19 protein-coding genes and 1 pseudogene are annotated in these 23,730 nt (G+C 41.1%); 1 reads left to right on the top strand and 19 read right to left on the bottom strand.

Annotated features, from left to right (window positions below):
- The 14 genes and pseudogenes from GJU40_RS11240 to GJU40_RS11170 form a co-directional block, all read right to left on the bottom strand.
- Positions 1 to 72, bottom strand: a 72-nt coding sequence (locus GJU40_RS11240; protein ID WP_154306416.1) for a helix-turn-helix domain-containing protein, incomplete at its 3' end; no start/stop codon positions are given.
- Between the two features lie 100 nt (positions 73 to 172).
- A pseudogene (locus GJU40_RS21535) lies at positions 173 to 816 on the bottom strand (DUF443 family protein).
- A 98-nt stretch (positions 817 to 914) separates the two neighbouring features.
- Complete coding sequence (locus tag GJU40_RS11225) at positions 915 to 1,565, bottom strand: DUF443 family protein (RefSeq protein WP_154307851.1); 651 nt, start codon at positions 1,563 to 1,565, stop codon at positions 915 to 917.
- Positions 1,566 to 1,570: 5 nt separating this feature from the next.
- Entirely contained in the window at positions 1,571 to 3,157 is a 1,587-nt protein-coding gene (locus tag GJU40_RS11220; RefSeq protein WP_154307850.1) for a T7SS effector LXG polymorphic toxin, read from the bottom strand.
- A gap of 20 nt (positions 3,158 to 3,177) precedes the next feature.
- Positions 3,178 to 3,477 carry a TIGR04197 family type VII secretion effector gene (locus GJU40_RS11215; RefSeq protein ID WP_154307849.1) on the bottom strand — a complete coding sequence of 100 codons (300 nt, stop codon included), beginning with the start codon at positions 3,475 to 3,477 and terminating at the stop codon, positions 3,178 to 3,180.
- Positions 3,478 to 3,906, bottom strand: coding sequence for a YwqH-like family protein (locus GJU40_RS11210; protein WP_154307848.1), 429 nt, complete (start codon positions 3,904 to 3,906; stop codon positions 3,478 to 3,480).
- A 13-nt stretch (positions 3,907 to 3,919) separates the two neighbouring features.
- Positions 3,920 to 8,374, bottom strand: a complete 4,455-nt coding sequence (essC, locus tag GJU40_RS11205) for a type VII secretion protein EssC (protein WP_154307847.1) — start codon at positions 8,372 to 8,374, stop codon at positions 3,920 to 3,922.
- Between the two features lie 40 nt (positions 8,375 to 8,414).
- On the bottom strand, positions 8,415 to 9,743 hold the full coding sequence (gene essB / locus GJU40_RS11200) for a type VII secretion protein EssB (RefSeq protein ID WP_154307846.1): 1,329 nt from the start codon (positions 9,741 to 9,743) through the stop codon (positions 8,415 to 8,417).
- Positions 9,744 to 9,787: 44 nt separating this feature from the next.
- Positions 9,788 to 10,039, bottom strand: coding sequence for an EsaB/YukD family protein (locus GJU40_RS11195; protein WP_154307845.1), 252 nt, complete (start codon positions 10,037 to 10,039; stop codon positions 9,788 to 9,790).
- A gap of 11 nt (positions 10,040 to 10,050) precedes the next feature.
- Complete coding sequence (essA, locus tag GJU40_RS11190) at positions 10,051 to 10,539, bottom strand: type VII secretion protein EssA (RefSeq protein WP_154307844.1); 489 nt, start codon at positions 10,537 to 10,539, stop codon at positions 10,051 to 10,053.
- Positions 10,508 to 13,909 carry a type VII secretion protein EsaA gene (gene esaA / locus GJU40_RS11185; protein WP_154307843.1) on the bottom strand — a complete coding sequence of 1,134 codons (3,402 nt, stop codon included), beginning with the start codon at positions 13,907 to 13,909 and terminating at the stop codon, positions 10,508 to 10,510. The genes essA and esaA overlap by 32 nt, the downstream gene beginning before the upstream one ends.
- A 211-nt stretch (positions 13,910 to 14,120) precedes the next feature.
- Entirely contained in the window at positions 14,121 to 14,417 is a 297-nt protein-coding gene (locus GJU40_RS11180) for a WXG100 family type VII secretion target (RefSeq protein ID WP_154307842.1), read from the bottom strand.
- A gap of 650 nt (positions 14,418 to 15,067) precedes the next feature.
- A complete protein-coding gene (locus tag GJU40_RS11175) occupies positions 15,068 to 15,952 on the bottom strand; it encodes an oxidoreductase (protein ID WP_154307841.1) in 885 nt (294 codons plus the stop codon).
- Positions 15,953 to 16,021: 69 nt separating this feature from the next.
- Positions 16,022 to 16,642: an NUDIX hydrolase gene (locus GJU40_RS11170; protein WP_154307840.1), complete on the bottom strand. Its 621-nt coding sequence runs from the start codon at positions 16,640 to 16,642 to the stop codon at positions 16,022 to 16,024.
- 631 nt (positions 16,643 to 17,273) lie between these two features.
- On the opposite strand from GJU40_RS11170, the gene GJU40_RS11165 reads away from it, so the two are divergent.
- Entirely contained in the window at positions 17,274 to 17,747 is a 474-nt protein-coding gene (locus GJU40_RS11165; protein WP_170289384.1) for a hypothetical protein, read from the top strand.
- Between the two features lie 132 nt (positions 17,748 to 17,879).
- Here the strand turns inward: GJU40_RS11165 and rlmD are convergent, their stop codons facing one another.
- The 5 genes from rlmD to gatC all read right to left on the bottom strand — a co-directional run bounded on the left by rlmD (position 17,880) and on the right by gatC (position 23,687).
- Positions 17,880 to 19,259, bottom strand: coding sequence for a 23S rRNA (uracil(1939)-C(5))-methyltransferase RlmD (rlmD, locus tag GJU40_RS11160; protein ID WP_154307838.1), 1,380 nt, complete (start codon positions 19,257 to 19,259; stop codon positions 17,880 to 17,882).
- 119 nt (positions 19,260 to 19,378) lie between these two features.
- Positions 19,379 to 20,290, bottom strand: coding sequence for a diacylglycerol kinase (locus GJU40_RS11155; protein WP_154307837.1), 912 nt, complete (start codon positions 20,288 to 20,290; stop codon positions 19,379 to 19,381).
- A 189-nt stretch (positions 20,291 to 20,479) separates the two neighbouring features.
- Positions 20,480 to 21,910 carry an Asp-tRNA(Asn)/Glu-tRNA(Gln) amidotransferase subunit GatB gene (gatB, locus tag GJU40_RS11150; protein WP_154307836.1) on the bottom strand — a complete coding sequence of 477 codons (1,431 nt, stop codon included), beginning with the start codon at positions 21,908 to 21,910 and terminating at the stop codon, positions 20,480 to 20,482.
- Between the two features lie 14 nt (positions 21,911 to 21,924).
- A complete protein-coding gene (gene gatA / locus GJU40_RS11145; RefSeq protein WP_154307835.1) occupies positions 21,925 to 23,382 on the bottom strand; it encodes an Asp-tRNA(Asn)/Glu-tRNA(Gln) amidotransferase subunit GatA in 1,458 nt (485 codons plus the stop codon).
- Positions 23,383 to 23,396: 14 nt separating this feature from the next.
- Positions 23,397 to 23,687, bottom strand: a complete 291-nt coding sequence (gene gatC / locus GJU40_RS11140; RefSeq protein WP_154307834.1) for an Asp-tRNA(Asn)/Glu-tRNA(Gln) amidotransferase subunit GatC — start codon at positions 23,685 to 23,687, stop codon at positions 23,397 to 23,399.
- Positions 23,688 to 23,730: the final 43 nt, after the last annotated feature.

Below are 23,730 nucleotides of genomic sequence, written 5' to 3'. Positions count from 1 at the left end.
CGTCTTATTGATTAACTCCATTTGTTTTTGATTAGGGAAGATACGAAACTTAAACGCCTTTTTAACTAACATGATTTCACCTCGCTTTATAGGAACGCACGTTCTAATTTTACCATGACAGTGAGTGTTTTGGCTATCGCCAACCGCCATTCATCTCCCCCTTATCGCTGAGCTAAAGCTCATCACGCGCTTGAAGAGGGAGTCTTCTGTCGGATAAAGATAAAATATGGCTAAATAAAAAAGCCAATCCAAAGAGGAAGAAGGAAATAACCCCTAGAATATTAGTAACGTCAAGAACTATTATCACACTAACTATAAAAAATATTAAAGTAAAAATAGTTATAAACAAGCAGTTAACACAATGTTTAAAAGACTTTGGTCTAATCCAAATACGCTCCTTTGATAATAGTTTGGTTTCTAGATTTTTAAATATAAAGTTTTTTTCTTTAATATTGAATAAAACCTGGAATAAAATAAGCACTAACAGAAGAATGACAGCGATTATCTTATTAGCAAAAACCGTACTTGGGATAGTAAAAACATCTGTTAAATCAGTTAATATGTTTCCTAGGAAAATTCCAATTCCTGCTGTTAATAGAATGCTTACATTTTTCTTTTTTTAGATACAGCTGGTATATTCAGCTTCCTATTCAGCTCTTCTCCGTCCACTTTATAAATTGTTTGGGGCAGGATCCATATTAAAAATGGGAATACAATATTCCAAATGAATTGGCTCATATTTAAAATATAAGTCTGACCTTCAATCTTTAATAACCTATACCTTAGGGTCTTAGTAACTTGTACTTCACACTTCATTGAATTTCCCATCCTAATTAAATAACCACCACGGCATTACTCAACTGAGCCATCTACCTTCCTCTTACTTCGTTTCAACAATTCTATCAAAAACATATTTACCTATTTTTCATAAATCTTACCGTAGTCTGGCCAATAGGTACATATAACATATGAATAAATGAAAAAACCAATCCCATGACAAGAAAGGAAACAATTCCTAAAATATTCGTAATGTCTAGAACTATCATTACACTACCTATAAAAAATAGCATTGAAAAAAAATTCAAAAACAAGCAATATATACAATGTTTAAAAGACATTGGTCTGAGCCAAATCCGCTCCCTTGTTAACAATTTGGGTTCTAGTTTTTTAAATAAATAGTTTTTTTCTTTAATATTAAATAAAACCTGGAATAAAATAAGCACTAACAGAAGAATGACAGCAATTATCTTATTAACGAAAACCGTACTTGGGATCGTAAAGAGATCTGTTAAATCAGTCAATATGTTCCCCAAAAAGATTGCAATTCCTGCTGTAAATAAAATACTTACATTTTTCTTTTTTTTAGATTTTGCTGCTTCTGGTAAATTAAGCTTCCTATTCAAATCTTCTCCATCCACTTTGTAAATTGTTTGGGGCAGAATCCATATTAAAAATGGAAATACTAAATTCCAAATGAATTGGCTTATATCTAAAATGTAGGTCTGGCCTTCAATCTTTAACATTCTATACCTTAAAGCTTTAATAGTTTGTACTTCGCACTTCATAAAATCTACCATCCCCAATTCATCGGGTTAATTGCATCTAGACCACTGCTAATAGCCTCTCCTGCATCTTTTACAAAAGACCCAACAGCTTTACCGGCATCGTCTAGCTTCCTGCCTACAGCATCCAACCCATCCTGAAGCCCTCCAACGTTGTTATCGTAAAGATAATTAAACCCCCATGTTGCAAGTGTCCCGACTGCGACACTACCTACGACGGCCCAACCAACAGGGTTACTTATAGTAAAAACAGTTGCTGCAACAGTGACAAGACCAGTACCTAATGCTCCCCCTACCAGACCAGCTGTCACACTTGCTCCATTATGCACGACAGCCTCTCCCACTGTCTTACCTTTCTCAGTTACATCTTCATAAAACCCGATAGCAGCACTTGCCGCTATAAATGTCCTGCCTAAAGCTTTTCCCGCTCCTTGAACATATTGACCCGTTTTTGTTATAAAGTTGGATGTTTTCGACGTAAAGTTTCCAACGCCTGTTACAGCGTTTCCTACTTTGCTTGAGAGCCTGCCGAATAAATCCCCGAGACTCTTAATTTGTGTTCCAAGCCCTCCTACTGCTTTCCCTAATTCCATAGTTTCATGCCCGAGGTATTTGATTGCTCCAGCAAAAGAATTCACTGCTACGTCAATACCAATTTTCACTTTATTATCTATGATATAGTCAATAACCGATACCGGCACTTCTTCGTTGAGTTCATCTTCACTCAGTGATTGTGTAGATTTGTTCATCGTATTGAAAATGTCATAGTACGTTTCCCGGTCAATTACTCCATTTATCAGATCTGTAAGGGCATGATCTAAGATCTTTTGAGCTGTACCATCCATATTTTTCACTGCAGCGTCCTTTAATTGCTCAATCTCGGATAAAGTCATGAGATGAATAGAATTTGAATCCAATACTGCAGACGTGATATTAGTTAAATTAAACTTTTTAAGTGCAGCCAATCCGCTGGTTGCTGCAGCATCCGTGTAATTCGTAAACCTGGCACTGCCGCTTACAGCGGCTGCTGAATTCAGCGTTGTTTTGATTTCCTGCAGCAGACCCTCTATTTGCGCAGCGCTGTTTTGTCCAGTACTTGTGAAAGAATGTAAATTCTCCAATAATTTCTCAGCTGCATTGATCGCAGTATGATGGTCATTCATCACATTACCAAACGAGGGGGTGGATGCACTGCTAATATCAGAAACACCGCTGATTGTGCTGCTCACTGTGTCATGCTGTGCCTCCAGCGCTTCATATCGTTCACTAACATCTTCCATGGTGTCACTGATATAGGTGCTTAGTATCATCGTTTGACTGCTTTCATCTACACTTGAACGAAATTTTTCTATATGCTGATTCAAGTTATGATACAGATCAGTCAGCAATCCGTTAAAGGTGGTCAAAACCGTGAGATGGAGATCGCTGAAATATAATTTTGCCTGATCTGCTGTTTGACCGGAAAAAGAACTCATATTGCAAATTTCTTGTATATGCTGTTCCACTTTTAACAGACTGACTTTGATATCTTCCGATTTTGCTTTAACCTCATCGGAAAAGTCGATCACTTCTGCAAGATCTACTTTATGTCCCATGGATAACTCCCTCCCTTTCCTTAACGTACCATCTGTGGACCGGAACGAACTTGGTATGATGCTGCTAACTCTAGATCTTTTATTCTCATTTGTTCCCCTGTCTCTTCTAAAATCTCCGCATCTGCTTCCAAAATGCCCCTATACCGCTCCAATAAGGACAGCGCTTCTATCACATTTTCCAGGTCCTTTGTAAATGGTTCGATATTTGTATAGCTGAATGAACTTGTTGTTTGCTTTGCATCTATTTCTCCAACAGATGTTTTTAGCTTTGTTACTTTTGCGCGAAAGGCACTGATATTAATAGAAACTTCTTTAGACATTTAACTCAACTCCCTTTGTGCTTGGGCTATTTGTATATCCAAAGACTGAAGTGTATTCTGTAAGCTCGCTATACTAGAATGGCATAAGGCCTTTTCGTTTTCATATCTCTTAATATCATTGGCAATTGCTTCTTTTGCATCAACAACATTGGAGATATAGGTTTTAACACTTTCCTTAAATTGATCATATTTTTTTTGGAAATCTTCTTTTTTCTTTCCACGCCAGCTGCTTTCATCAATAGATAGACTGTCTATTGAACTTTTTTCAGATTCCAAGCTTGTCAAACTGCTGGAGATCTCTCTTAAAGCTGTCTGTAAACGGGATATTTTAGCTTCCAGATCAGATATTAGTGTTGTATTAGACTGAATTTGACTATGAATTGAACCCTTTCTAGAATGTAAATAATTTACATGACTAAACGAACTCATCTTTTCTACCTCCCTACTGTGGTAATTTTATTTTGATATGCTGGTGATCCCTTGCAAAATAGACTTCAAACTCTTTCGGGTATGTTTCCTTGCGTATAAATGGCTGGCTGAATATATCTTGATCACCAAGACGCATGCTGACTAATCCTGAATTGGCCAAGCTACGAATTGTTTTTGCTGTCTTTTCATAGCTTGTATTTATATAGCTGGCATCTCCGCAAATAATAAAATGGATACCAACCTTTGGACCTTGTTCAAATAGAATGGATAGTTCTTCTTCAAGCAGGCTGCTTCTTTCAGCAAAGTCTTTTAAATCCCTTATGAGGATCATCCATTTTATACCACTTTGTTTACCCTTTATGCGCTTACTGATATCAGTTATCATGTGTTTTTTCATCAACAGGATGCTTTCAGAATCTGAAATGTAATTCTTCATTTTCAACCCAATATCAGCAAAGCCTTGATCAGCATGATCAATCAGCATCGTTTGGAAAGGTTCCTTCAGCAATGTCATACTATGTGAAATAGCATGTATCATTTTATCCAAGCCATCTCTTCGATCACTAACAGCAATGAGGAACCCATCTTTTACAGGATCAAAGCCGATTGGCGCCACTTCTTCAAAATCCAATCCCAGCGGCAAATGATTTTGTTCAACCAGCTTTTTCGTTTTTCTTTTCCTCTTAAACTCTTCGAAATCTATGACACCCTCCGGCATCATTGGAATGTCGTCAGGGCGTTCACCTTTCCAGAAGTTGTCCATAATGCGGGCGGTACTCTGAATGGACCCGATGATTTCCAATGCCTCTGAACCTTCCGCAGGTAACATCGTTTGAAATAGTGCCGGCTCATCCAGCTTCACCAGGCCTCGGCCCGGGATTGCCTCAATCTCCAGGTCTGTCCGGCCGATAATGGAACGTGCCTCTGTTTGTTCAATTAAATAAAGAGGAATTTGTGTCTTAATATTGGACAGCAATGGCATGCGCAGAGCTCCCTGTCTTCCCGCACTAATCGCTAAATGAATTCCGACACTCGCTCCTTCACGGGCAATTTGCGTGATGATTTTCTCGAACTCTTCTGAGAAATCTGTATCCCTCACTGTGTCGAAGTTATCTATAACAATTAATAAGTTTGGCTCAATCTGTCCACTCGATCTCTCGTACATTGACACGTTCGCTACGCCATATTGACTGAGGAGCTGTTTTCTCTTCTTCATCAGCATCGTTAGTAATCGGATCAGCTTATGAACTTTCTCTATTTCATCAACAAGAATGACGTCTGCTGTATGCGGCAGACCTTTTAACGGCAGTAATCCATTGGTGCCAAAATCGAGCAAATACACATGTAAATGCTCAGGACTATGTTGTTTTGATAAATTCATGACAACGCTTTGCAGGAAAGTGGATTTCCCATAACCAGGACTGGCAAATACAGCGATATGGCCATCCTTCGTTAAATCCAAAGTGAACGGTGTTTGAGATTGAAGCTCTGGCTGATCCAGCAACCCAATTGTTACTGAAAGTGGTTTTTTCTCTTCTGTCCAAGCTTCTTCAAACTTTACTGAGTGCAGCTCTTCTGACATGATGATCTCAGGCAGCGGAGGCAGCCACGGCTTTGGCAAAGGGGCAATTTCCCGTTTCTGAGCAAAATCATGCAGATGATCAATCACTGCATCAAGCTCCGTTGGTATTTTTTCCACTTGGTTTTTATGACTCAATCCACTTAAATCTTCCGTTAAAATGTCATACTGCCCCAGATCATTGATTGCATAAATTGTCGTATCGATCAGATCGTAATTATCCTGGTCGGGAATATAATCAGCTCCGCTCCACGCACTTTGGAACAGTTCATAAATTTCATTATTGCCGACTTGCAGATATGCACGGCCCGGCAGTGTAATTTCTGCAGCATCCGGCGTTTTTAAAATTTCGTTGGAATCACTTGCATTCTGAACTTTTAAGGCAAGCTTGAATTTTGAGTTTGACCAAATTTGATCATCTACTACCCCGCTTGGCTTTTGCGTCGCCAAGATTAAATGAATCCCAAGAGACCGGCCGATCCGTGCTGTTGAAACCAGCTCTTTCATAAAATCAGGCTGCTCCGATTTTAATTCAGCAAATTCATCTGAGATTAAAAACAGATGCGGCATAGGTTCTTGTACTTTTCCTTGCTTATAGAGCTTGTGATATTGATTAATATGATTCACATTATTTTCTCCAAAAAGACGCTGTCTCTTCTGAAGTTCTGCCTTAATAGAAGCTAGTGCCCGCATTGATTGGCTACGATCCAAGTTTGTAATCGTCCCCACTAAATGCGGGAGCTTCTTAAATAAATTCGCCATTCCCCCACCTTTGTAATCTATTAGTAAGAAGGCGACTTCATATGGGTGAAAATTAATACTGAGAGACAAGATATACGATTGGATAATCTCTGATTTACCTGAACCCGTCGTTCCGGCGATCAGTCCATGTGGTCCGTGTGCCTTTTCATGAAGGTTAAGCTGCACAACATCTTCTTTTCCACGCAATCCAAGCGGAACAGCTAAGCTTTTATACGTTTCATTTGCTTGCCATCTTGCAGAAACACCCAGCTCTTCCACTTTTTCCACTCCATACATTTGGAGGAAGGTCACACTTTCAGGTATCGAGTTTTTCAAGCTTTGCAAATGGTGAATGGGAGCAAGAGCCCGCGATACTTCTTCCTTATTGAATATCCGCGGAAAGTGATCTGGTGCAAAAGCACGGTTGACCAGCTCCCCATCTTCCAGCACAATATTACCTGTTTTTGAATCCCTTATATCAATAACCGTTTTTACATGCTCAGGTAAAGATTGCATAACGTCCTGTACAAAAACAAGCGAGACGCCAAGATCACTCAAATCCTCATTAAAGAATTCCATGATCGTATGATCAAGAATTAATTTTTCATCTGTAATCAGAACAACAAAGTGCGGAAAGAAGTACGTTTTTTCACTTGTATTTCCCTTCGCATCTATCACCTGTTTTCGTTCCTTTAATATTTGATACAAGGAATACAGCACCTGATCCCGTGATCGCTCATGATAGACAAACCCTCTGACATTTACATCACGCAGACTTGCATGAGGCAGCCACCTCATCCAGTTCCACTCTTCTTTTTCCTCTTCAGGAAATACCGTGATCATTTGTACATCATGATAGCTTTGAAACAGTGCAACCTGCATCGCCAACAGCTGTAATTGCTCTAATACGAGATGCCGCTGACCGATATAGCCAACCGGGCCATTCATTAAGGAGGCAATCACCGGCACTTCACGGATATCCTCATACTGATCTAATAGTTCTCTGGCTTCATCTACTAATACATCTTTTTCCTGTGTAAATTCCTCTTCGTTAAAATCAATTTCAAAGCTTCTCTCAGCTGTTCCCAAACCCGTACGGAACTGAAGAAAATCATGGTGAAATCTTGTTTTTTCAAAAATTCTCGCATCAACACGGACAGCCATGTCCCTCATTTGCTCAATATCGGGAAAATGATAGAGCAAAGAATGTTTTTGGTCTTCACTAATTTTATAAAGCTCTTTTGTTTTTCTGTGCAAATACTCTCTATAGCTTTTTAACCGCTCTTTTGTATCGGCTTTGTATTGTCTTACATTTTTCACATAATAAATGAGTGAAACGAGAATCGTCGTGACTGTCATTGCCAGCATGACGACAATGTAAATTCCGCGCGGCTGGAAAATGGTAAGCAGCACAAATGCAACAATCATAACAAGGGATGGTACGATTGTTCTTGCAATCTGCTCACTAGGCTTAGAAGGCTGCGGCGGCGGTTTTGCAATTGTCTGCTTTTGAGTCGGTTCTCGATAAATGACACGGGGAGAGCGGTGATAATCCGGATACTCTTCACTGTAGTACGTATCCCGTTCTGTTAATCGTGTTAATGTTGAAGATGGTTCTTCCTCGTTCACAACCATTTCCATATCATCACTATGAATGGTTATAAAAATCCCATCAGCAAACAATATATCTCCATGTTGGATGCTGCTCCCGCTGTCCTTGTAAACATTGTTATGATAAACCTCACCCTGATTGACTACCAAATGGAAGAGCGGTTGTTCCAGCGAACGCAGTAGTGAAAAGTCCGCTGAAGCTGTCTTCAGCTGTATATCATGTTGTTCGCTGTTACCGAACGTAACTGTAGAAATTCCTGCTAAATCATACACGATGACTTCTTTTTCTTCTACAACAAGAAATTCAATCTCAGCAGATCCTACAGGAATAGAGGCCCGCTTATAAGGGAGAAGCGTTTTTCCATCAAGGGAACACGATACCCCATCCCACGTGACCACAAAGGATTTTTGCAGGTTTGCAAATGTGACTGTATCAGTCCAATCACTGCTAATCCTGACTTCCTTAGATACCCCTTCAGGCAGTGAGCATGTATGCAGGTGCTTATCATAAAGAATTAAAAGTTTTGTTCCTAACATGATTTTCTTCCTCTCTCAGTCAACCCATCCATCTGCGGCATTAATCCCCATTTGGCTGCTCTTCATTGTCATTTCCAGCGTTTTCTTCATTACTGGCTGGAGGAGTTTCCTCAGATGCAGGTGCTTCATTTTCGGCAGGTGCAGGTGCAGGCGCTGTATCTCCTTCTTCTATCGGCACTTCGTCTGAAGAAGCTTCTTCAGTTTCTTCATCTTCCTCAACATATTCCTCACGGTATGAATTCAGCTGATCTTGAAGCCTCCGCACTTCTTCATCCCGTTCTGTACCGCTTAATTGAGGATTATTTCGTACTTGTTCAATTTGTTTAATCAATCCATACATGATCAATTGGGGATCATCAATAAATTTCGCTTTATCAATCGACTCATCAAAAGATCCTCGGCCATTCAAAATCCAGTAAAGCAAATAATTCTCATCACTTCGCAAACTCACATTTCTCATGATTGCTTCTTTTTCCCGGTCTGACAAGCTTTCAACTTGTATATAAGAATAGGACAGAATATACTTTGTCCGGTAAGGCAGCTTTTCCGGTTCTTCCCCGTTAAGCGTTGTAATCACATCACCGTAATTTGATGACAAAAATTCACCATGGGCTGCTAATAATTTATCCTGATACGGTTCCTTGACAAACAGGTAGTAGAACAACGGAACAGCCAGGACGATCGACAGGCCGATCATAATAACCGACAGCTGTTTGAATAACCGGAACTTTTTTATTGGAACAACAGTCATCGCTGCTTCGGTTTTTTGCTGTTCTTTGCGGTAGCAAACCTGGATATATTCAAGCAGTTGTTCAAAATTTTTCTTTTCAAGAATCTGGCGTTCGAATTCTGTTTCCTTCGCTTTATTTAACGAACCATTGTACAAATCTTCAAATGAATATTGTTCGGAAAACAAAGCAAGGACAAAGCATCGATATTGCTGAAAAAAATCTTCTTCTGTCACCGTATAAGGCGGCAATATTTCACGTATGCCGCGATAGATAACAGCAGGCATTAAGTTAAAATCAAATACAACGTTATCAGGATGAAGGAAGAAAGTGATTCGGGAAGATAAGCAAGATCTCAGCTTTGCCAAATTACACAGCAGCCGCAGCTTCTCGTTGCGCTGAAGATTCTTAATATCCTTCCATTTCTTTTTTTCTTCTTCCACCACAAACGAAAATATAAAAGTATCCTCGTCTTCACTGACAGAGACCGGCAGAAAATATTCGGAAGGTGCAGAAATAAGCCCTAATTGCCTGATATCTTTTACTTTTGTTTGAGATTTTGCTAATTCTGTCCTCCACTCTTCATCCCTAATCTGAAAATGAAGAGAGAGGGATTTTAATTGGACTTTTTTTTCCTCCATAACGTTGACTCCTTCACCTTTTCAACAGATCTGAATCATCTGTTCTATAGCACTTGTAATATATCACCGTCCGTAATTGGATAATCATGTAGAATATCATGATCAGTGATCAGCAATTTTTTTGTTACTATTTTGATGGCGCAGAGAGATGAATCCGGCCGTTTTATATGCAGTGTTTCAGACACACTTAACAACAATTGCTTTACTGTCAGCTGGACCGGAATGCGCAGGTCATACACACTGCCGCCCCAATTTTGAAAATCAACCGTTACGTTGATATGTGAAGACTTTGTCATCTCCCATTCTCCTATTCCATTACTTGCCGCATCATTGTAAATACAATTCCGCCAATCATGACAATAAATCCCACAGCAGATACTAGGAGGACATGATCAGTCCCCTCGCCGGGCTCCTCATCCACACGCCTGTCAGCTGTGGGAGCCGCATAACTCTCTGTAAAAAGAGACTTTTGGACAAGTGCAGTTGTGGCATCTGCCTGACTTTCCATTTCAAATATTGACTGATAAAGATCTTCAAGCGCCTCTTCTTGTTTTACCTGTGTTGAATGAATAAGCTCTTTCGTCTCTTCTTTAAACAACTCCGGAAAGACATTCTCAAGTTCTGTTTTCCTTTTGGCTTGATCTTCTTTACTGCCGCTGATTCGATCCAATTTCACATTCAGCCTGCCCCTTTCCTCAGCACCCTCAGCGAGCGCTGCGGACATTGGCAGCAAAATAACAATAACTGTAACAAAGAACAAAGTATTAGCCAGCTTTAGATACCACTTCATCGTCATGTCCCTCACTCCTTGAAGCCCTCTTGAACACGAGCAGGTTCAGCAGAGCACCTGACAAGCACAACAGAATCAATACAAAGAATGTGACTATAAATGAAATTGATCCATCGAATGCTGATATCAGTACATTTTCAACATACTGTAACGGTGAATAGGCTCGTAATCCTCCATAAGCTGCTGAACCTAATGCTCTTGTAAAGAATAAATACATTCCAAATACTGCGAGCAGCAAGAACATTCCTGCCATTTTTAATTGTCTTAATAAATACGTCGAGAAAAGCACAAGCGTTAACACAATCAGCGATAACAAAAACGTCCATAACAATAAGTTAGATCCCTGAATTCCTAACATGTAGCTTGAAAGGATTCCGATTGCTGCACCTTCAATTATTCCCACACCTGCTGTAATCAGCGTGATAGGCGCATTTCTCGAAAAAATTGACCTTTCTCCTTCAAATTCATCCTTTGCAGCACGCCGCTGTTGATTAGCTGAGATCACATATGCTGTAAATAAAGCAACAATGAACGAGATTAACACGATAAAGTATGGTGTAAATGTATGCCCTGAAACGATTGTTCCTTCATTTTTTGTTTGGACTGGACTTGACAGGAAACCTAACAAATCCTCGTTCTGCCTGTCGCCAATTCGGCTGTTTGCCAGTACTTCAGTAAAATTAGTCGCAAACTCTTCATCTTCCATTAACTTATTTGTCAAATTAATAGACAGCTCTTCCGCCTGCGTGATTAAAGCATTTCCGCTTTCTTGTATCATTGCTGCCTGTTTATCAATGTTTTCAAGAGATTTGTAGACACTTTCAGCTGTAGACGAATTGACCTGTGCTTGTGCAGCGAGATCCACACTTGTAGTTAACAGCGGCATAAACCCGCTGCTAAGTGTCATAATGGCCGTCTGCTCCTCGTCACCTGCAGCCTGTACGACAGATTGTTCATCTATGAGGGCCAGGCTTCGATCTCTCCACTCGGTCACATTCCCCAGAACCTCATTAAGACTTTGATTCAGAATCTGTGCCTGCTCTGTTGTTACATTTATTTTTTCAACAAGCTGATCCATAAGATTTTCAGCTGATGATGCTTGTTCATGATACTGTCTTGTTTGATCATAAAATTGCACCATTGGCTCTCTAATTTCATTCGCAACATCTGCCGTTACTCGTTCTACGACATATCTCGTAATTAATTCATCTAATTCTTGAACGTTGAAAAGATAAAATAAAGAAGAGTCTGCCGCTAAATCAGATAATCGGTTTTCCTCAAAGGAACGCTGTAAAGCTGGTGAGCTCATGTCAAAACCATAGTACGTGTTGAAAAGAGCAGATAATTTTTGATAGTTGCTCACCGTATGCTCAACTGCATGGATAAGTGCTTGTGCACCATCGTCCAATACCGGTGATGTAACTCCATGGTGGATGTAGTTATTTATCACTTGCACTTTCTCTATGACAGGTTCTTCTTTTTCATCCTCTGGATCTTTATTTTCTTCAGCTGGAGGCTCAGTACCCTCTGATGGCTCCTGTTCCTCTGCATCTTCATTCGAATCTCCACCAGTACCCCCATCAGTCTCACTCTCAGGAGTTTCAATAACTGGCTCATCTTGAACAGGTTCTTCTGCTTCAACCTGTTCTTCTGCTTCAACCTGTTCTTCTGTTTCTGGAACTGCCAGCGTATTAGCTATTAATGGAGCGTGAAAAGCTTCATAGCTGTAAAGCTCCTCTGGACGATCAATATCTGTAGTATCTTCCTGCAGCATGCTCCAGCTCCAAAGGGCTGGTCTGAAAACATCAATCTTACTATTGGCATCCTTCAGCTGCAGCTGAATGCGAACTGTAAAAACGCCGCTGACATTAGCAGGCAAATTGACCCGCCCATTTTCTTTATATACTTCTGTATAATTGACTTCATTCGTATGAGGCAGGGTTAACCACAAACCTCTAAGCTCATATTCTGATGGAATTGAAAGAGTGAAAGTTTGGCCTGACTTTTGATTGCCCGGCAGTTCAACAGAGTTGGTCATCACAATGCCCGTTTGAGCTAAGCGGTTTTTAATGGCTTGAATTTGAGTTTTTAAGATTTTGCTATTATCCAGCTCTCTTGGGGAAAAATTATTTTCTTGATTATACTTTCTTGCTGTGGCCATCACATTATTGATTTCCAAAGCCATTCTGTCGGATAACCCCGATTCATCAAGATCCTGCATACTTAATGATGGCAGCTGATTGATGTGGTCTTGAATTGCCCGATTAAGATTTTGGTCCGGCTGCCTGAACAAAGAGTTCATATTTGTCATCTCATTTTGAAACGCGTTCATAAAGATGCCTGACAACCGATTGTAAACAGTACTTTCCATATTTGCCTGCAGGTTACTTTCTAGATTTTGCTCCAGCAAACTTACACTCTGATTTGCTTGATTAAAATACTCTCTTAATACCGCAGCATCAGAGATAATCGTCGGCCTCTCTTCGCGAAGCTGAAACTGCTGCGTAACTCCTTCGTTCATAGAAAGCAGCGTATCAAGCCGGCTTTGGGTACCTGCATCTTGAATTGTTGAATGATATTGATACAATGAGTCATAAAAGCCTCGTGATATCCCCTGGTTAGCTTCTTTTAGGCTTGTGACGTCGTTAACAGTAGAAACGAAATTCTGGCCGGATGCAGCCTCTTCTGTTAAACGGTCAGTAAAAGAAGCAAGAATATCTTCCAAGCTGCTGAAGCTGCCCTTGGATACTTCTGTGAAACTCTTCACTGTACTAAATTGATTCGTATAATCTGATAGGGGAGTTTGAATGGCTGTATTATATGTAGATGTATACTTAGCTTGCTCGTCAACGATGGAGACGACTTGATCCTGGGCTTCATGCAGATTGCCAATCACACTGGCAAAATAAACATCGATAACCCGGCGATTAAAGTCATTTAGTATGTCACTTGCTGCCTTTTCTGCTTCTGCTCTGATTTCATCATTCTCTGAAGCATTGATTTTATAATTCAATGTAACTGGCGCCGGAGAAACTGAGTCAATTGAGAGCGCCTTTCCAGAAAAGTCCCTTGGAATCGTAATCAGCATGTCATATGTCTGCTTTTCCAGACCGCTTTCCGCAACTCCCCGGCTCACGACATACCAGTCGTGGTCCACGGCATTATCAACGCTGCGGACAAAAGCGTCTCCAAAAGCCAGACGTTCATTATTAAAAATGGCGCCTTCGTCCTCATTTACTAAAGCAATTGTCATCCGGTGCCTTGTATCTTCATTATTTTTTTGCGTTACCTGATTTAATGCCACATAAGATAAACCAGTAGCTAGCGCAAGAATCATTACCAAGAATGCGATTAACCTGAGCTCTAGTCTTTTCATCTTTCCTATCCTCCGCTACTATTTCAAAATTAGAAAACATGTACTCTGTGTTTTGATAGTCAAACACAATACCACTACCTTATTTACCTATTATAATGTAAATAATTACAATTTCTTCTTTTTAATAAATATGAGCCACACAACATTAGTCATGTAGCTCATACATACATAGGCACTTACACTTTGGAAAGCAATTCTCTCATCAGGCTGCTTATCTTAAGCCGAAGTTTTGAGAAAGTGCTTCATCCTGCTGCGCAACAGCTTCAGCAGTTTTAACCAGCTGAGTTTCAATTTCTTGCAGTAAACGAGAGAAATCTTGCACACGAGGACTTAATTCTCTGAACTGATCATCGAAACGTTCAAATGCGCGCCCTTCCCACTCGCCTCTTAACTCTTCTTGTAAGTTCGTCAAATCTCTTAAAATCTGCTCAATTTGCTGTGAGCCCTGACCATAACGTTTAGCCTTTGCCTGCAGCTGCTCCGGAGTCATACGAATTTGTCCTGCCATGGATACTCATCCCCTTTTACAAGAATTAGGAAATCACACAGTTCAATAGCATGGATTTCCATATTATACTTCAATTACTAAGTTATTATTTTTTGGATATAAAAGTCAATTATATTGGTATATTTTCATAAAAAATGGTTATATATGACTATACTTGGAGAAGTTTTTGGTTTTTTGTCACAAAATACAGCTTTACACCCATTGAAAATATGAAAAAAGACTCTCGTATGCACAGTAGATATTTCGTAATTAAGGTACTTACCTTTTCAGCAATATTGCTGATCTTACAAGTACCCTAGTATTTTTTCCTACAAAGAAGTTTATATAACGACAGATTTCGCACAGTTCATACTTTAAGAAGATAATAAATTTTGATTTACATTAAAAAAAGCAGGTCTATAGACCCACCTATCCTACTATCGTAATAAAAGAAACTCAAAAATTCATTCTTTATAAGAAACGATCATCTCTGTCTCAGCTTATTTTTCAGCCAATTGGAGCAGAGACAGTTATCTTTCCAAGACTTCATGTTAAGAAGATAGTCACAGAAAACATAATAAGAAATTTTTAATAACAGCCTAAAAAAGCCAGTAGAAATCTCCTGGCTTTCAGAATGGATATGACTTTGTAATGTACTATAAAAGAAATCGTTATTTTTTAAAGCTAAAATCTACAGATGTGAGCTCTTCAGATACACTCCATAACTTTTTCATCGTTTCTTTATGATAGACGGCTGCCTTAGGCACTTCGATTGCCGGTTTTCCAGTCCGGTTGCCTCGGCCGTCCGGACCGATGTATTCCCCGCCCTCTAATGTCCCATCAGTTGCTGCCATGATGGTAGATAAGGCACCTTGTTCAGCAGGCTGAGCAATCAACTTCATAAGAGGTTTGATATACCAAGGTGTGCTTTCTTTTCCTATTTTGAAGAGATTAGTTGATGATACACCAGGATGTGCTGCAACACTAATCGTTTTATAACCATTTTCTTTTAATCGATCATCCAGCTCCTTTGCGAACAATAGGTTCGCCAGCTTACTTTGGCTGTAGAATTTCATCGCTTTATAGCCCTTGGAACCGTCCAAATTGTCAAACTGGATGACGCCGCTGCGGTGCGCGATTGAACTGAGTGTTACCACACGGGAATGCTCTCCCTTCTCAAGTAGTGGAAGCAGCAATCCTGTTAATGCAAAATGGCCTAAATGATTACTGCCAAACTGAAGCTCAAAGCCATCTTCTGTTTTTGTATAAGGAGGAACCATGACGCCGGCATTATTGATTAACAAATCTGCTCTCTCATATTTTTTTGAAAATTCCTCAGCAAATGCACGGACACTGGATAAACTCGCTAAATCCAGCTTCATTACCTGGACTTGCCCCTTAGGAAACAATTGCAGCAGATCTTTCTTAGCACTTTCACCCTTACTCACCGTTCTCACTGCCATGATGACTGTATCTTCCTTACTGACAAAGTATTTCGCTGTTTCAAAACCTAAACCGCTGTTGGCACCTGTAATAATTACAATTTTATTAGACATAATATGGGATGCTCCCTCTACGCAGATTGCTGTATTCAGCCAATTCACACTATGATTTATGAAATTAGGCTATATAACCATGGAGATTTTTTCTATCACTTCTTTATAGAATGAAATGTGGTGGGGAACAAATTTATCCCGGCCGACGTTCTCCGCATACAAACCTCTATTACCTTCTTTATCTATTTGAAATCCATTTACATCAATGGTATCCCTTTCTCCCAGCCACAGTTCACAAAATTCCTTAAATTCCACGATCACCATGCCTGAAACTTCATCAGCCTGAACAATAAAATCATTAAGATGATGACTACTATTATACAGAAAAACATGTGCCAGTTCCCTGTCAATGAACTTCTCTATTGTTACACTATATTTCATTATCCCCAACTGCACTAAATCATTGTAAGAAACAACAATCCCCACTTCTTCTTTTATCTCCCTGACACCATCCTGAACAGTTTCGTCAGAAGTTAAATGACCTGCAACTGTAATGTCTAAAAGATCCGGATAGTCTTCTTTCGATGCACTGCGGAGCTGCAGATAAATATAATTCTTACCATTACGCTTAGTCACAAACCAACAATGAAAAGTCTCATGCCAATAACCAAATTTATGTACATCGCTGCGGGAAGCAACTCCTATCTGGTTTCTATGTTCATCAAATATTTTGAAATATTCATTATCCATTTTTTCTCCTTAGCCACCTTTATTTACAATTAACGATACCATTAACCTCTGTAAGTGTGAATGAATGTTAGCTCTGCCGCTTAATGCCAGCTGTTTTGTCCTTCATCGGCTTGATGAAGGACACTTCCGCAGATTTTCCACTGGGTTTTGTCCTTCATCGTCCTTATGAAGGACATTTCCGCTGCTTTTCCACTTAATTTTGTCCTTCATCGGCCTGATGAAAGACATTTCTGGTGCTTTTACACGGGGTTTTGTCCTTCATCGGCTTGATGAAAGACATTTCTGGTGCTTTTCCACGGGGTTTTGTCCTTCATCGGCTTGATGAAGGACATTTCTGCTGCTTTTCCACTGAGTTTTGTCCTTCATCGGCATTATAGTAGAACAAAGAAGACCTGTTTGTTATACTATCTTGCGTTTTTCTTCATATATTAGAACAAAAACCCTCCGTTTGTTATACTATGAAAAACATATCTATACAATTGATTTAGAAAATAAAAAAGTAATCAGCCATGAATCCATTCTAACCATAACGAATGATCAAAGTAATGATCGTGTTTACGTAGATCTGATTGAAACATCTCCGATGAAAGCATCTGAGTATCTAATCTTTGTGAAAACGGAGCTAGAAAGAATGGAAGATATGAAAGATATGGAAGATATGGAATCTATAAGAGAAGAAGTTATCAATCAAGAAATTATTTCCTACAATATATCCACAAAGGAACAGAAAAGAATTGATGTACCAGAGTTCCAATCACATGATCTCAGCATCTTTGATGGCTCTCTCATTTATTTCACGATAGTAAATGGGCAAGAGCTTTTAGTAACTCCTTATAGTGTCGTAGATAATAGCGTTGGTAAGGCATATACTATTCAACTCTCAGGTGATAACGGGGATATGGGTGGTCTAATAACAACTATAAATGATGGTAAGCTTTATCTTGCATCATCACAAATGAACCCCAGCTTAAATAGGAATGCGGACGTGATTGTTGCGGACGCGGATACAGGTGAAACACTTTATAGAGGTGAAGTAATACTGGAAAATTCTTCGAAGGAAGCTAAACAGATTAAGGTACACCTTCACGAAATACTTGTGAAATAAGACAATTGCATTGGTGGAGCTTTCCCTGTTGAAAAATTATCGGGTGCGGTTGTGTCTGATTAGAGACTTTAAATGCCCTTATCAAACCTAAAGCTAGAAGAGCCTTATCCACCAAAGGATAAGGCTCTTCTATTATTTAAGTACAATCTTTGCAACAGCTTCACAGTGCATCGTATGCGGAAACATATCCACCGGCTGCACCTCGACAGTCTGATATCCTCCCTGTTCGAGGATGTTCAGATCCCTTGCCAGGGTGGCCGGATTGCAGGAGACATAGACGACACGTTTGGGTTTCATGTCGATGATGGTGTTGAGCAGCGATTCGTCGCAGCCTTTGCGAGGCGGGTCGACGACGATGACATCCGCACGGTTACCCTCTTTGTACCATTGAGGAATAACTTGTTCGGCTTCTCCTACTGCAAATGCTGCGTTACGAATGCCGTTAAGTTCCGCATTTCGCTTGGCATCTTCAATTGCTTCTGGAACGATTTCAACTCCGAATACCTTTTTTGCCTTTTGAGCAAGAAACAGAGAGATTGTACCGATGCCGCAATAGGCGTCAATCACACTTTCTTCGCCTGACAGCTGTGCATATTCCAGCGCCTTGTCGTACAATACCTTTGTTTGTTCGGGATTGACCTGGTAAAAGGATCTTGCGGAAATGGCGAATTGGATGTCACCGATGCTGTCGTAAATATATTCTTCTCCCCAAATGACATTCGTTTCATTGCCAAAAATAACGTTCGTCCGCTTTGGGTTGACGTTTTGAACAATGGATTTGATTTTCGGAAATCTTCCTGTTATTTCATCTATGATGGCTGCTTTATGCGGAAAATCCCCTGTTCTTGTAATGAAAACAATCATCATTTCCTTGCTGGCAGCTCCATACCTGACCATGACATGGCGGAGCCAGCCCTTGTGCTTTTCCTCTTGATAGGCAGAGATGCCGTACTGGCGGCAGATGCCCTTCACCGATTGAACAACATGATCATTCTCCGCCTGCTGAATCAGGCAGCGGTCCATGTCAATAATTTCGTGGCTTCTTTGCTGATAAAAGCCTGCCACGAGTCCGCCTTCCCGCTCTGCGAATGGCACCTGTGCCTTGTTGCGGTAATTCCAGGGATCCTGCATGCCGAGTGTTCTGTGCACTTTAACCTTGTCCATATCGAGCTTGCCGATTCTCTGCAGTACATCAGTGACCTGCTTCCGCTTCAAACGAAGCTGCCCTTCGTAGCTGACATGCTGCAGCTGGCAGCCTCCGCACTGGCTGTATATGGGACATGGCGCCTGAATGCGGTCTTTGCTTTCTTCCTGAAGCTTCACCAGCTTTCCAAAAGCATATCCTTTTTTCACCTTAAGAATTTTAATCTCTGCTTTTTCCCCCGGCAATGTATTTTGAACAAAAACCGGGAAGCCGTCTATCTTTGCAACACCTGCCCCGTCATGTGTCAAATCTTCGATGAAAACCTCTCTGTATTCATTTTTTTGTACAGGGACTTCTGCTCTGGTCATGCTGATCTTCCTTTTTCGTTTATTTGCTATCTATTGTAACAGGTTAGAGCGCTCATAAAAAATCGGCGCCCGCTTGTTTTCATAAAATAGAAAAACCTGGCCTGTTCCTAAGCCAAGTTTTATTCTTCCATCTGTGATGCCTTTTCTTTCGGCATAATGATGTTGATATGACGATAGAGATTTTCGAACTCTCCAGGAAGCAGTCCGCCGTATTCTCCATCAAGGTTAAGCTGCATTTTATCCTCTGTGCTGATTTTGACCCTGTTTGCCTTTGTGTAGATAATATGTTCGTCATTGATATGTTCTCCGCGCAAAGCCATGCTGGCCACTTTAATAAATTCTGCCAGATTCGCTTTTTTCAAAATCAGCAAATCAAACATTCCGTCATTGAGCTTGGAATCCGGTGCGAGCTTTTCAAAGCCTCCGACAGAGTTTGTCAGCGACACAAGAAACATCATGATTTCACCGCGAAAAAGCTTTCCGTCATATTCGATATCCACCTGTGTCGGCCTGATGGAAGGAAGCATCTCCATGCCCTTCAGGTAGTAGGCGAGCTGTCCCAGCATCGTTTTCAGCTTGCTTGGAACTTCATAGGTCAGCTCAGTAATACGTCCTCCGCCTGCAATATTGATGAAGTAGTGGTCATTCACACGGCCGATATCAATGGCCCGTGCTTCTCCTTCAAGAATCGTATCCACTGCGGCAAGAATGTTTTCGCGCGGAACAGAAATGGCCCTGGCAAAATCATTCGTAGTGCCGACCGGAATGACACCGACAGTTGGACGCTTATCAAGCTCGGCAATGCCGTTCACAACCTCGTTCACAGTCCCGTCACCGCCTGCAGCCACTATAAGATCATAGCCTCTTTCAGCAGCAATGCGGGCAGCCTTAACAGCGTCTCCCTCGCACGTTGTGGCGTGGCAGGATGTCTCATAGCCTGCTACCTCAAATTTTTCTAGTACTTCAGGCAGCTGGCGTTTGAAAGCTTCACGGCCTGATGTTGGATTATATATAATTCTTGCTCGTTTCATTCAGCATCGTCCTAAGTTTAAAATTTCTAAATCTGTTATAAGATTTTATTATAAAGATAACATACTTGATATAAAAGTGCTAAAAGCTACTTAAATATTCTACCCAATTTTTTCTATCTCTAATCCGCCGGCCCTTTTTACGCAACGTAAAAAGCAAGCTCCATTTTAAAAGGAGCTTGCACAAACAGATTACCGCTTTTGAATTTCTTCAGTAAGCAGCTTATTCAGTACAGGCGGATTTGCCTGGCCTTTTGTAGCTTTCATAATTTGCCCTACAAGGAAGCCGACTGCACGGTCCTTGCCGTTTTTATAGTCTTCAATAGACTGCGGGTTGGCATCAAGCGCATCGTTAACAAACTTGCGGAGTGTAGCTTCATCCGAAATTTGGACAAGACCTTTTTCTTTTACGATCTTTTCAGCGTCTCCACCTTTTTCAATCAGTTCTTTGAACACTTTTTTCGCAATCTTGGAAGAGATGGTACCAGCTTGAATCAGCTTAATCATGCCTGCCAGTCCTTCCGGCGTAAGCGCTGACTCAGCCAGTTCCTTCTGCTCTGCGTTCAAGTAGGCGGAAACTTCCCCCATGAGCCAGTTGGAAGCCTGCTTTGCATCCGCTCCCTCTGCAACAGTAGCCTCAAAGAAATCTGACATTTCTTTCGTAAGCGTCAGCACCATTGCATCATAGGCCGGCAGACCAAGCTCTTCAACATAGCGGCTTTTGCGCTGATCAGGAAGCTCAGGAATGGAAGAGCGGACACGGTCTTTCCACTCATCATCAATGTAGAGCTCTACAAGATCCGGCTCAGGGAAGTAACGATAGTCATCAGAGCCTTCTTTCACACGCATAAGAATTGTCTTTTTGGAAGCTTCATCATAGCGGCGCGTTTCCTGCTCAATTATGCCGCCGGAAAGCAATACCTTTTCCTGGCGGATCTCTTCGTACTCAAGCCCTTTTTGCACAAAAGCAAATGAGTTCAAGTTTTTCAGTTCCGTTTTTGTTCCGAACTTTTCCCGTCCTACAGGACGAAGTGAGATATTCGCATCACAGCGGAGAGATCCTTCTTCCATTTTACAATCGGATACACCTGTGTACTGAATAATGCTCTTTAGTTTTTCCAAGTATGCATAAGCCTCTTCAGGCGTTCGGATATCAGGCTCAGAAACAATTTCAATCAATGGCGTTCCCTGACGGTTAAAGTCAACAAGAGAGTAGCCGTCTCCTGTATGAGTCAGCTTGCCTGCATCCTCTTCTAAGTGAAGGCGTGTGATGCCGATTCTTTTCTTTTTGCCTTCTACTTCTATTTCAATCCAGCCATGCTCGCCGATCGGCTTGTCAAATTGAGAAATCTGGTATGCCTTCGGATTGTCCGGGTAAAAGTAGTTTTTGCGGTCAAACTTCGTATCAGTTGCAACCTCGCAGTTCAGAGCCATAGCAGCCTTCATCGCAAATTCCACAGCTTCCTTGTTCAGGACAGGCAGGACACCCGGATAGCCAAGGTCAATCACGCTTGTCTGTGTATTTGGAGCCGCGCCGAACGCTGTCGGAGAGCTGGAGAAAATTTTCGATTGTGTTTTTAATTCTACGTGGACTTCAAGTCCGATTACCGTTTCTAAGTTCATTGTTTCTCACCCCTTTACAGTTCAGGTCTGGCTTTATGATGTTCTGTTGCCTGTTCAAATGCATGGGCAACACGGTAGACTGTGCTTTCATCAAAATGCTTGCCGATAATCTGGAGTCCCAAAGGAAGTCCTTTGCTGAGCCCGCAAGGTACAGAAATTCCTGGTACACCCGCAAGATTAACCGGGATTGTTAAAATATCGTTCACGTACATTGTTAACGGATCTGCTGTTTTCTCGCCAACTTTAAATGCCGGAGTCGGCGTTGTCGGCCCGATGATCACATCGTATTTTTCAAAAACATCTTCAAAATCCTTTTTAATCAGCGTACGTACTTTTTGTGCTTTTTTATAATAAGCATCATAGTATCCGGAGCTTAAAGCAAACGTGCCAAGCATGATTCTGCGCTTCACCTCATCGCCAAAGCCCTCTTCACGCGTCTGCTTGTACAAATCAACCAGATTTTCAGCATTATCTGATCTGTGGCCGTAGCGAATTCCGTCAAATCGGGAAAGGTTAGATGATGCTTCAGAAGAGCTTAGCAGGTAATAAGCTGCAAGTGCGTATTTCGAATGCGGAAGGCTCACTTCTTCCCATGTTGCCCCCAGTCCTTCAAGAACCTTTAGTGCTTCCATGACAGACTGCCGAACTTCCTCATCAACACCTTCACCAAGGTATTCTTTTGGAACAGCAATTTTCAGGCCTTTTACATCTCCTGTTAAAGAAGAAAGAAAATCCGGTACATCCACATTTGCAGATGTTGCATCCATAGTGTCAACACCTGAGATGGATTGAAGCAAATACGCATTATCTTCAACATTGCGTGTAATCGGGCCGATTTGGTCAAGTGATGATGCGAACGCTACAAGCCCGAAACGGGAAACGCGTCCATATGTAGGTTTTAATCCGACTACGCCGCAGAAGGAAGCAGGCTGGCGAATAGATCCGCCCGTATCAGAACCAAGCGTAAACGGCACTTCTCCAGCCGCAACAGCTGCTGCAGAACCACCGCTGGATCCGCCGGGAACAGTATTTAAATTCCAAGGATTTTTTGTTACTTTATACGCCGAGTTTTCATTGGAAGATCCCATAGCGAACTCATCCATGTTCATTTTGCCGATTGTAACCGCTTCAGCTCTTCGCAGCTTCTGCACAACTGTTGCATCATAAATCGGATCAAAGTTTTCAAGGATTTTGCTTGCACAGGTTGTGCGCAGATCCTTAGTGACAATGTTGTCTTTTACGCCGATCGGCATTCCGAACAACAAGCCGAATTCATCGCGAGTGCCAATTGCTTCATCAAGCTCTTTCGCATACGAACGGGCGCGCTCTTCATCAAGTGCAAGGAAGGCTTGTACCTTTCCGTCTACCTCATGTATCCTTTTGTAGGACTCATCCACAAGATCAGTAACGGATATTTCTTTTTTATGCAGCATGGACTTTAGTTCTGACAATTTATGTTCAAATAATGACATCTGATTATCCCTCCTTATTCGAGAATCGTTGGAACGCGTACATACCCGTTTTTATGGTCTGGAGCGTTTTTCACTACATCCTCTATTGGCAGCCCTTTTTCAGGCTTGTCTTCTCTCATAACGTTCTTCATCTTCAGCACATGTGATGTTGGTTCAACATTCTCTGTATCCAGCTCATTCAGCTCTTCAGCGAACGAAATGATTTTATCAAGCTGATCTGTCAGCATTTCTGCTTCTTCTTCTGTAATCGCCAATCTGGCCAGATGGGCAACGTGCTTCACTTCTTCTTTGGAAATTCGTGACATGGACCTTCACCTCCGTATTTCGTACATCCACAATATATTGATA

Source organism: Metabacillus lacus, from assembly GCF_009674805.1.
In the GTDB taxonomy this organism is placed as follows: domain Bacteria; phylum Bacillota; class Bacilli; order Bacillales; family Bacillaceae; genus Metabacillus_C; species Metabacillus_C lacus.
Note: the sequence above shows the minus strand (reverse complement) of the source record. Positions and strands in the feature narration are given on the sequence as shown.

Excerpts from the sequence above, each read along its gene's own strand:
- GJU40_RS11225 (WP_154307851.1), bottom strand. The coding sequence starts at position 1,565 with ATGAAGTGCGAAGTACAAACTATTAAAGCTTTAAGGTATAGAATGTTA.
- GJU40_RS11220 (WP_154307850.1), bottom strand. The coding sequence starts at position 3,157 with ATGGGACATAAAGTAGATCTTGCAGAAGTGATCGACTTTTCCGATGAG.
- GJU40_RS11215 (WP_154307849.1), bottom strand. The coding sequence starts at position 3,477 with ATGTCTAAAGAAGTTTCTATTAATATCAGTGCCTTTCGCGCAAAAGTA.
- GJU40_RS11210 (WP_154307848.1), bottom strand. The coding sequence starts at position 3,906 with ATGAGTTCGTTTAGTCATGTAAATTATTTACATTCTAGAAAGGGTTCA.
- essC (WP_154307847.1), bottom strand. The coding sequence starts at position 8,374 with ATGTTAGGAACAAAACTTTTAATTCTTTATGATAAGCACCTGCATACA.
- essB (WP_154307846.1), bottom strand. The coding sequence starts at position 9,743 with ATGGAGGAAAAAAAAGTCCAATTAAAATCCCTCTCTCTTCATTTTCAG.
- GJU40_RS11195 (WP_154307845.1), bottom strand. The coding sequence starts at position 10,039 with ATGACAAAGTCTTCACATATCAACGTAACGGTTGATTTTCAAAATTGG.
- essA (WP_154307844.1), bottom strand. The coding sequence starts at position 10,539 with ATGACGATGAAGTGGTATCTAAAGCTGGCTAATACTTTGTTCTTTGTT.
- esaA (WP_154307843.1), bottom strand. The coding sequence starts at position 13,909 with ATGAAAAGACTAGAGCTCAGGTTAATCGCATTCTTGGTAATGATTCTT.
- GJU40_RS11180 (WP_154307842.1), bottom strand. The coding sequence starts at position 14,417 with ATGGCAGGACAAATTCGTATGACTCCGGAGCAGCTGCAGGCAAAGGCT.
- GJU40_RS11175 (WP_154307841.1), bottom strand. The coding sequence starts at position 15,952 with ATGTCTAATAAAATTGTAATTATTACAGGTGCCAACAGCGGTTTAGGT.
- GJU40_RS11170 (WP_154307840.1), bottom strand. The coding sequence starts at position 16,642 with ATGGATAATGAATATTTCAAAATATTTGATGAACATAGAAACCAGATA.
- GJU40_RS11165 (WP_170289384.1), top strand. The coding sequence starts at position 17,274 with ATGGAAGATATGAAAGATATGGAAGATATGGAATCTATAAGAGAAGAA.
- rlmD (WP_154307838.1), bottom strand. The coding sequence starts at position 19,259 with ATGACCAGAGCAGAAGTCCCTGTACAAAAAAATGAATACAGAGAGGTT.
- GJU40_RS11155 (WP_154307837.1), bottom strand. The coding sequence starts at position 20,290 with ATGAAACGAGCAAGAATTATATATAATCCAACATCAGGCCGTGAAGCT.
- gatB (WP_154307836.1), bottom strand. The coding sequence starts at position 21,910 with ATGAACTTAGAAACGGTAATCGGACTTGAAGTCCACGTAGAATTAAAA.
- gatA (WP_154307835.1), bottom strand. The coding sequence starts at position 23,382 with ATGTCATTATTTGAACATAAATTGTCAGAACTAAAGTCCATGCTGCAT.
- gatC (WP_154307834.1), bottom strand. The coding sequence starts at position 23,687 with ATGTCACGAATTTCCAAAGAAGAAGTGAAGCACGTTGCCCATCTGGCC.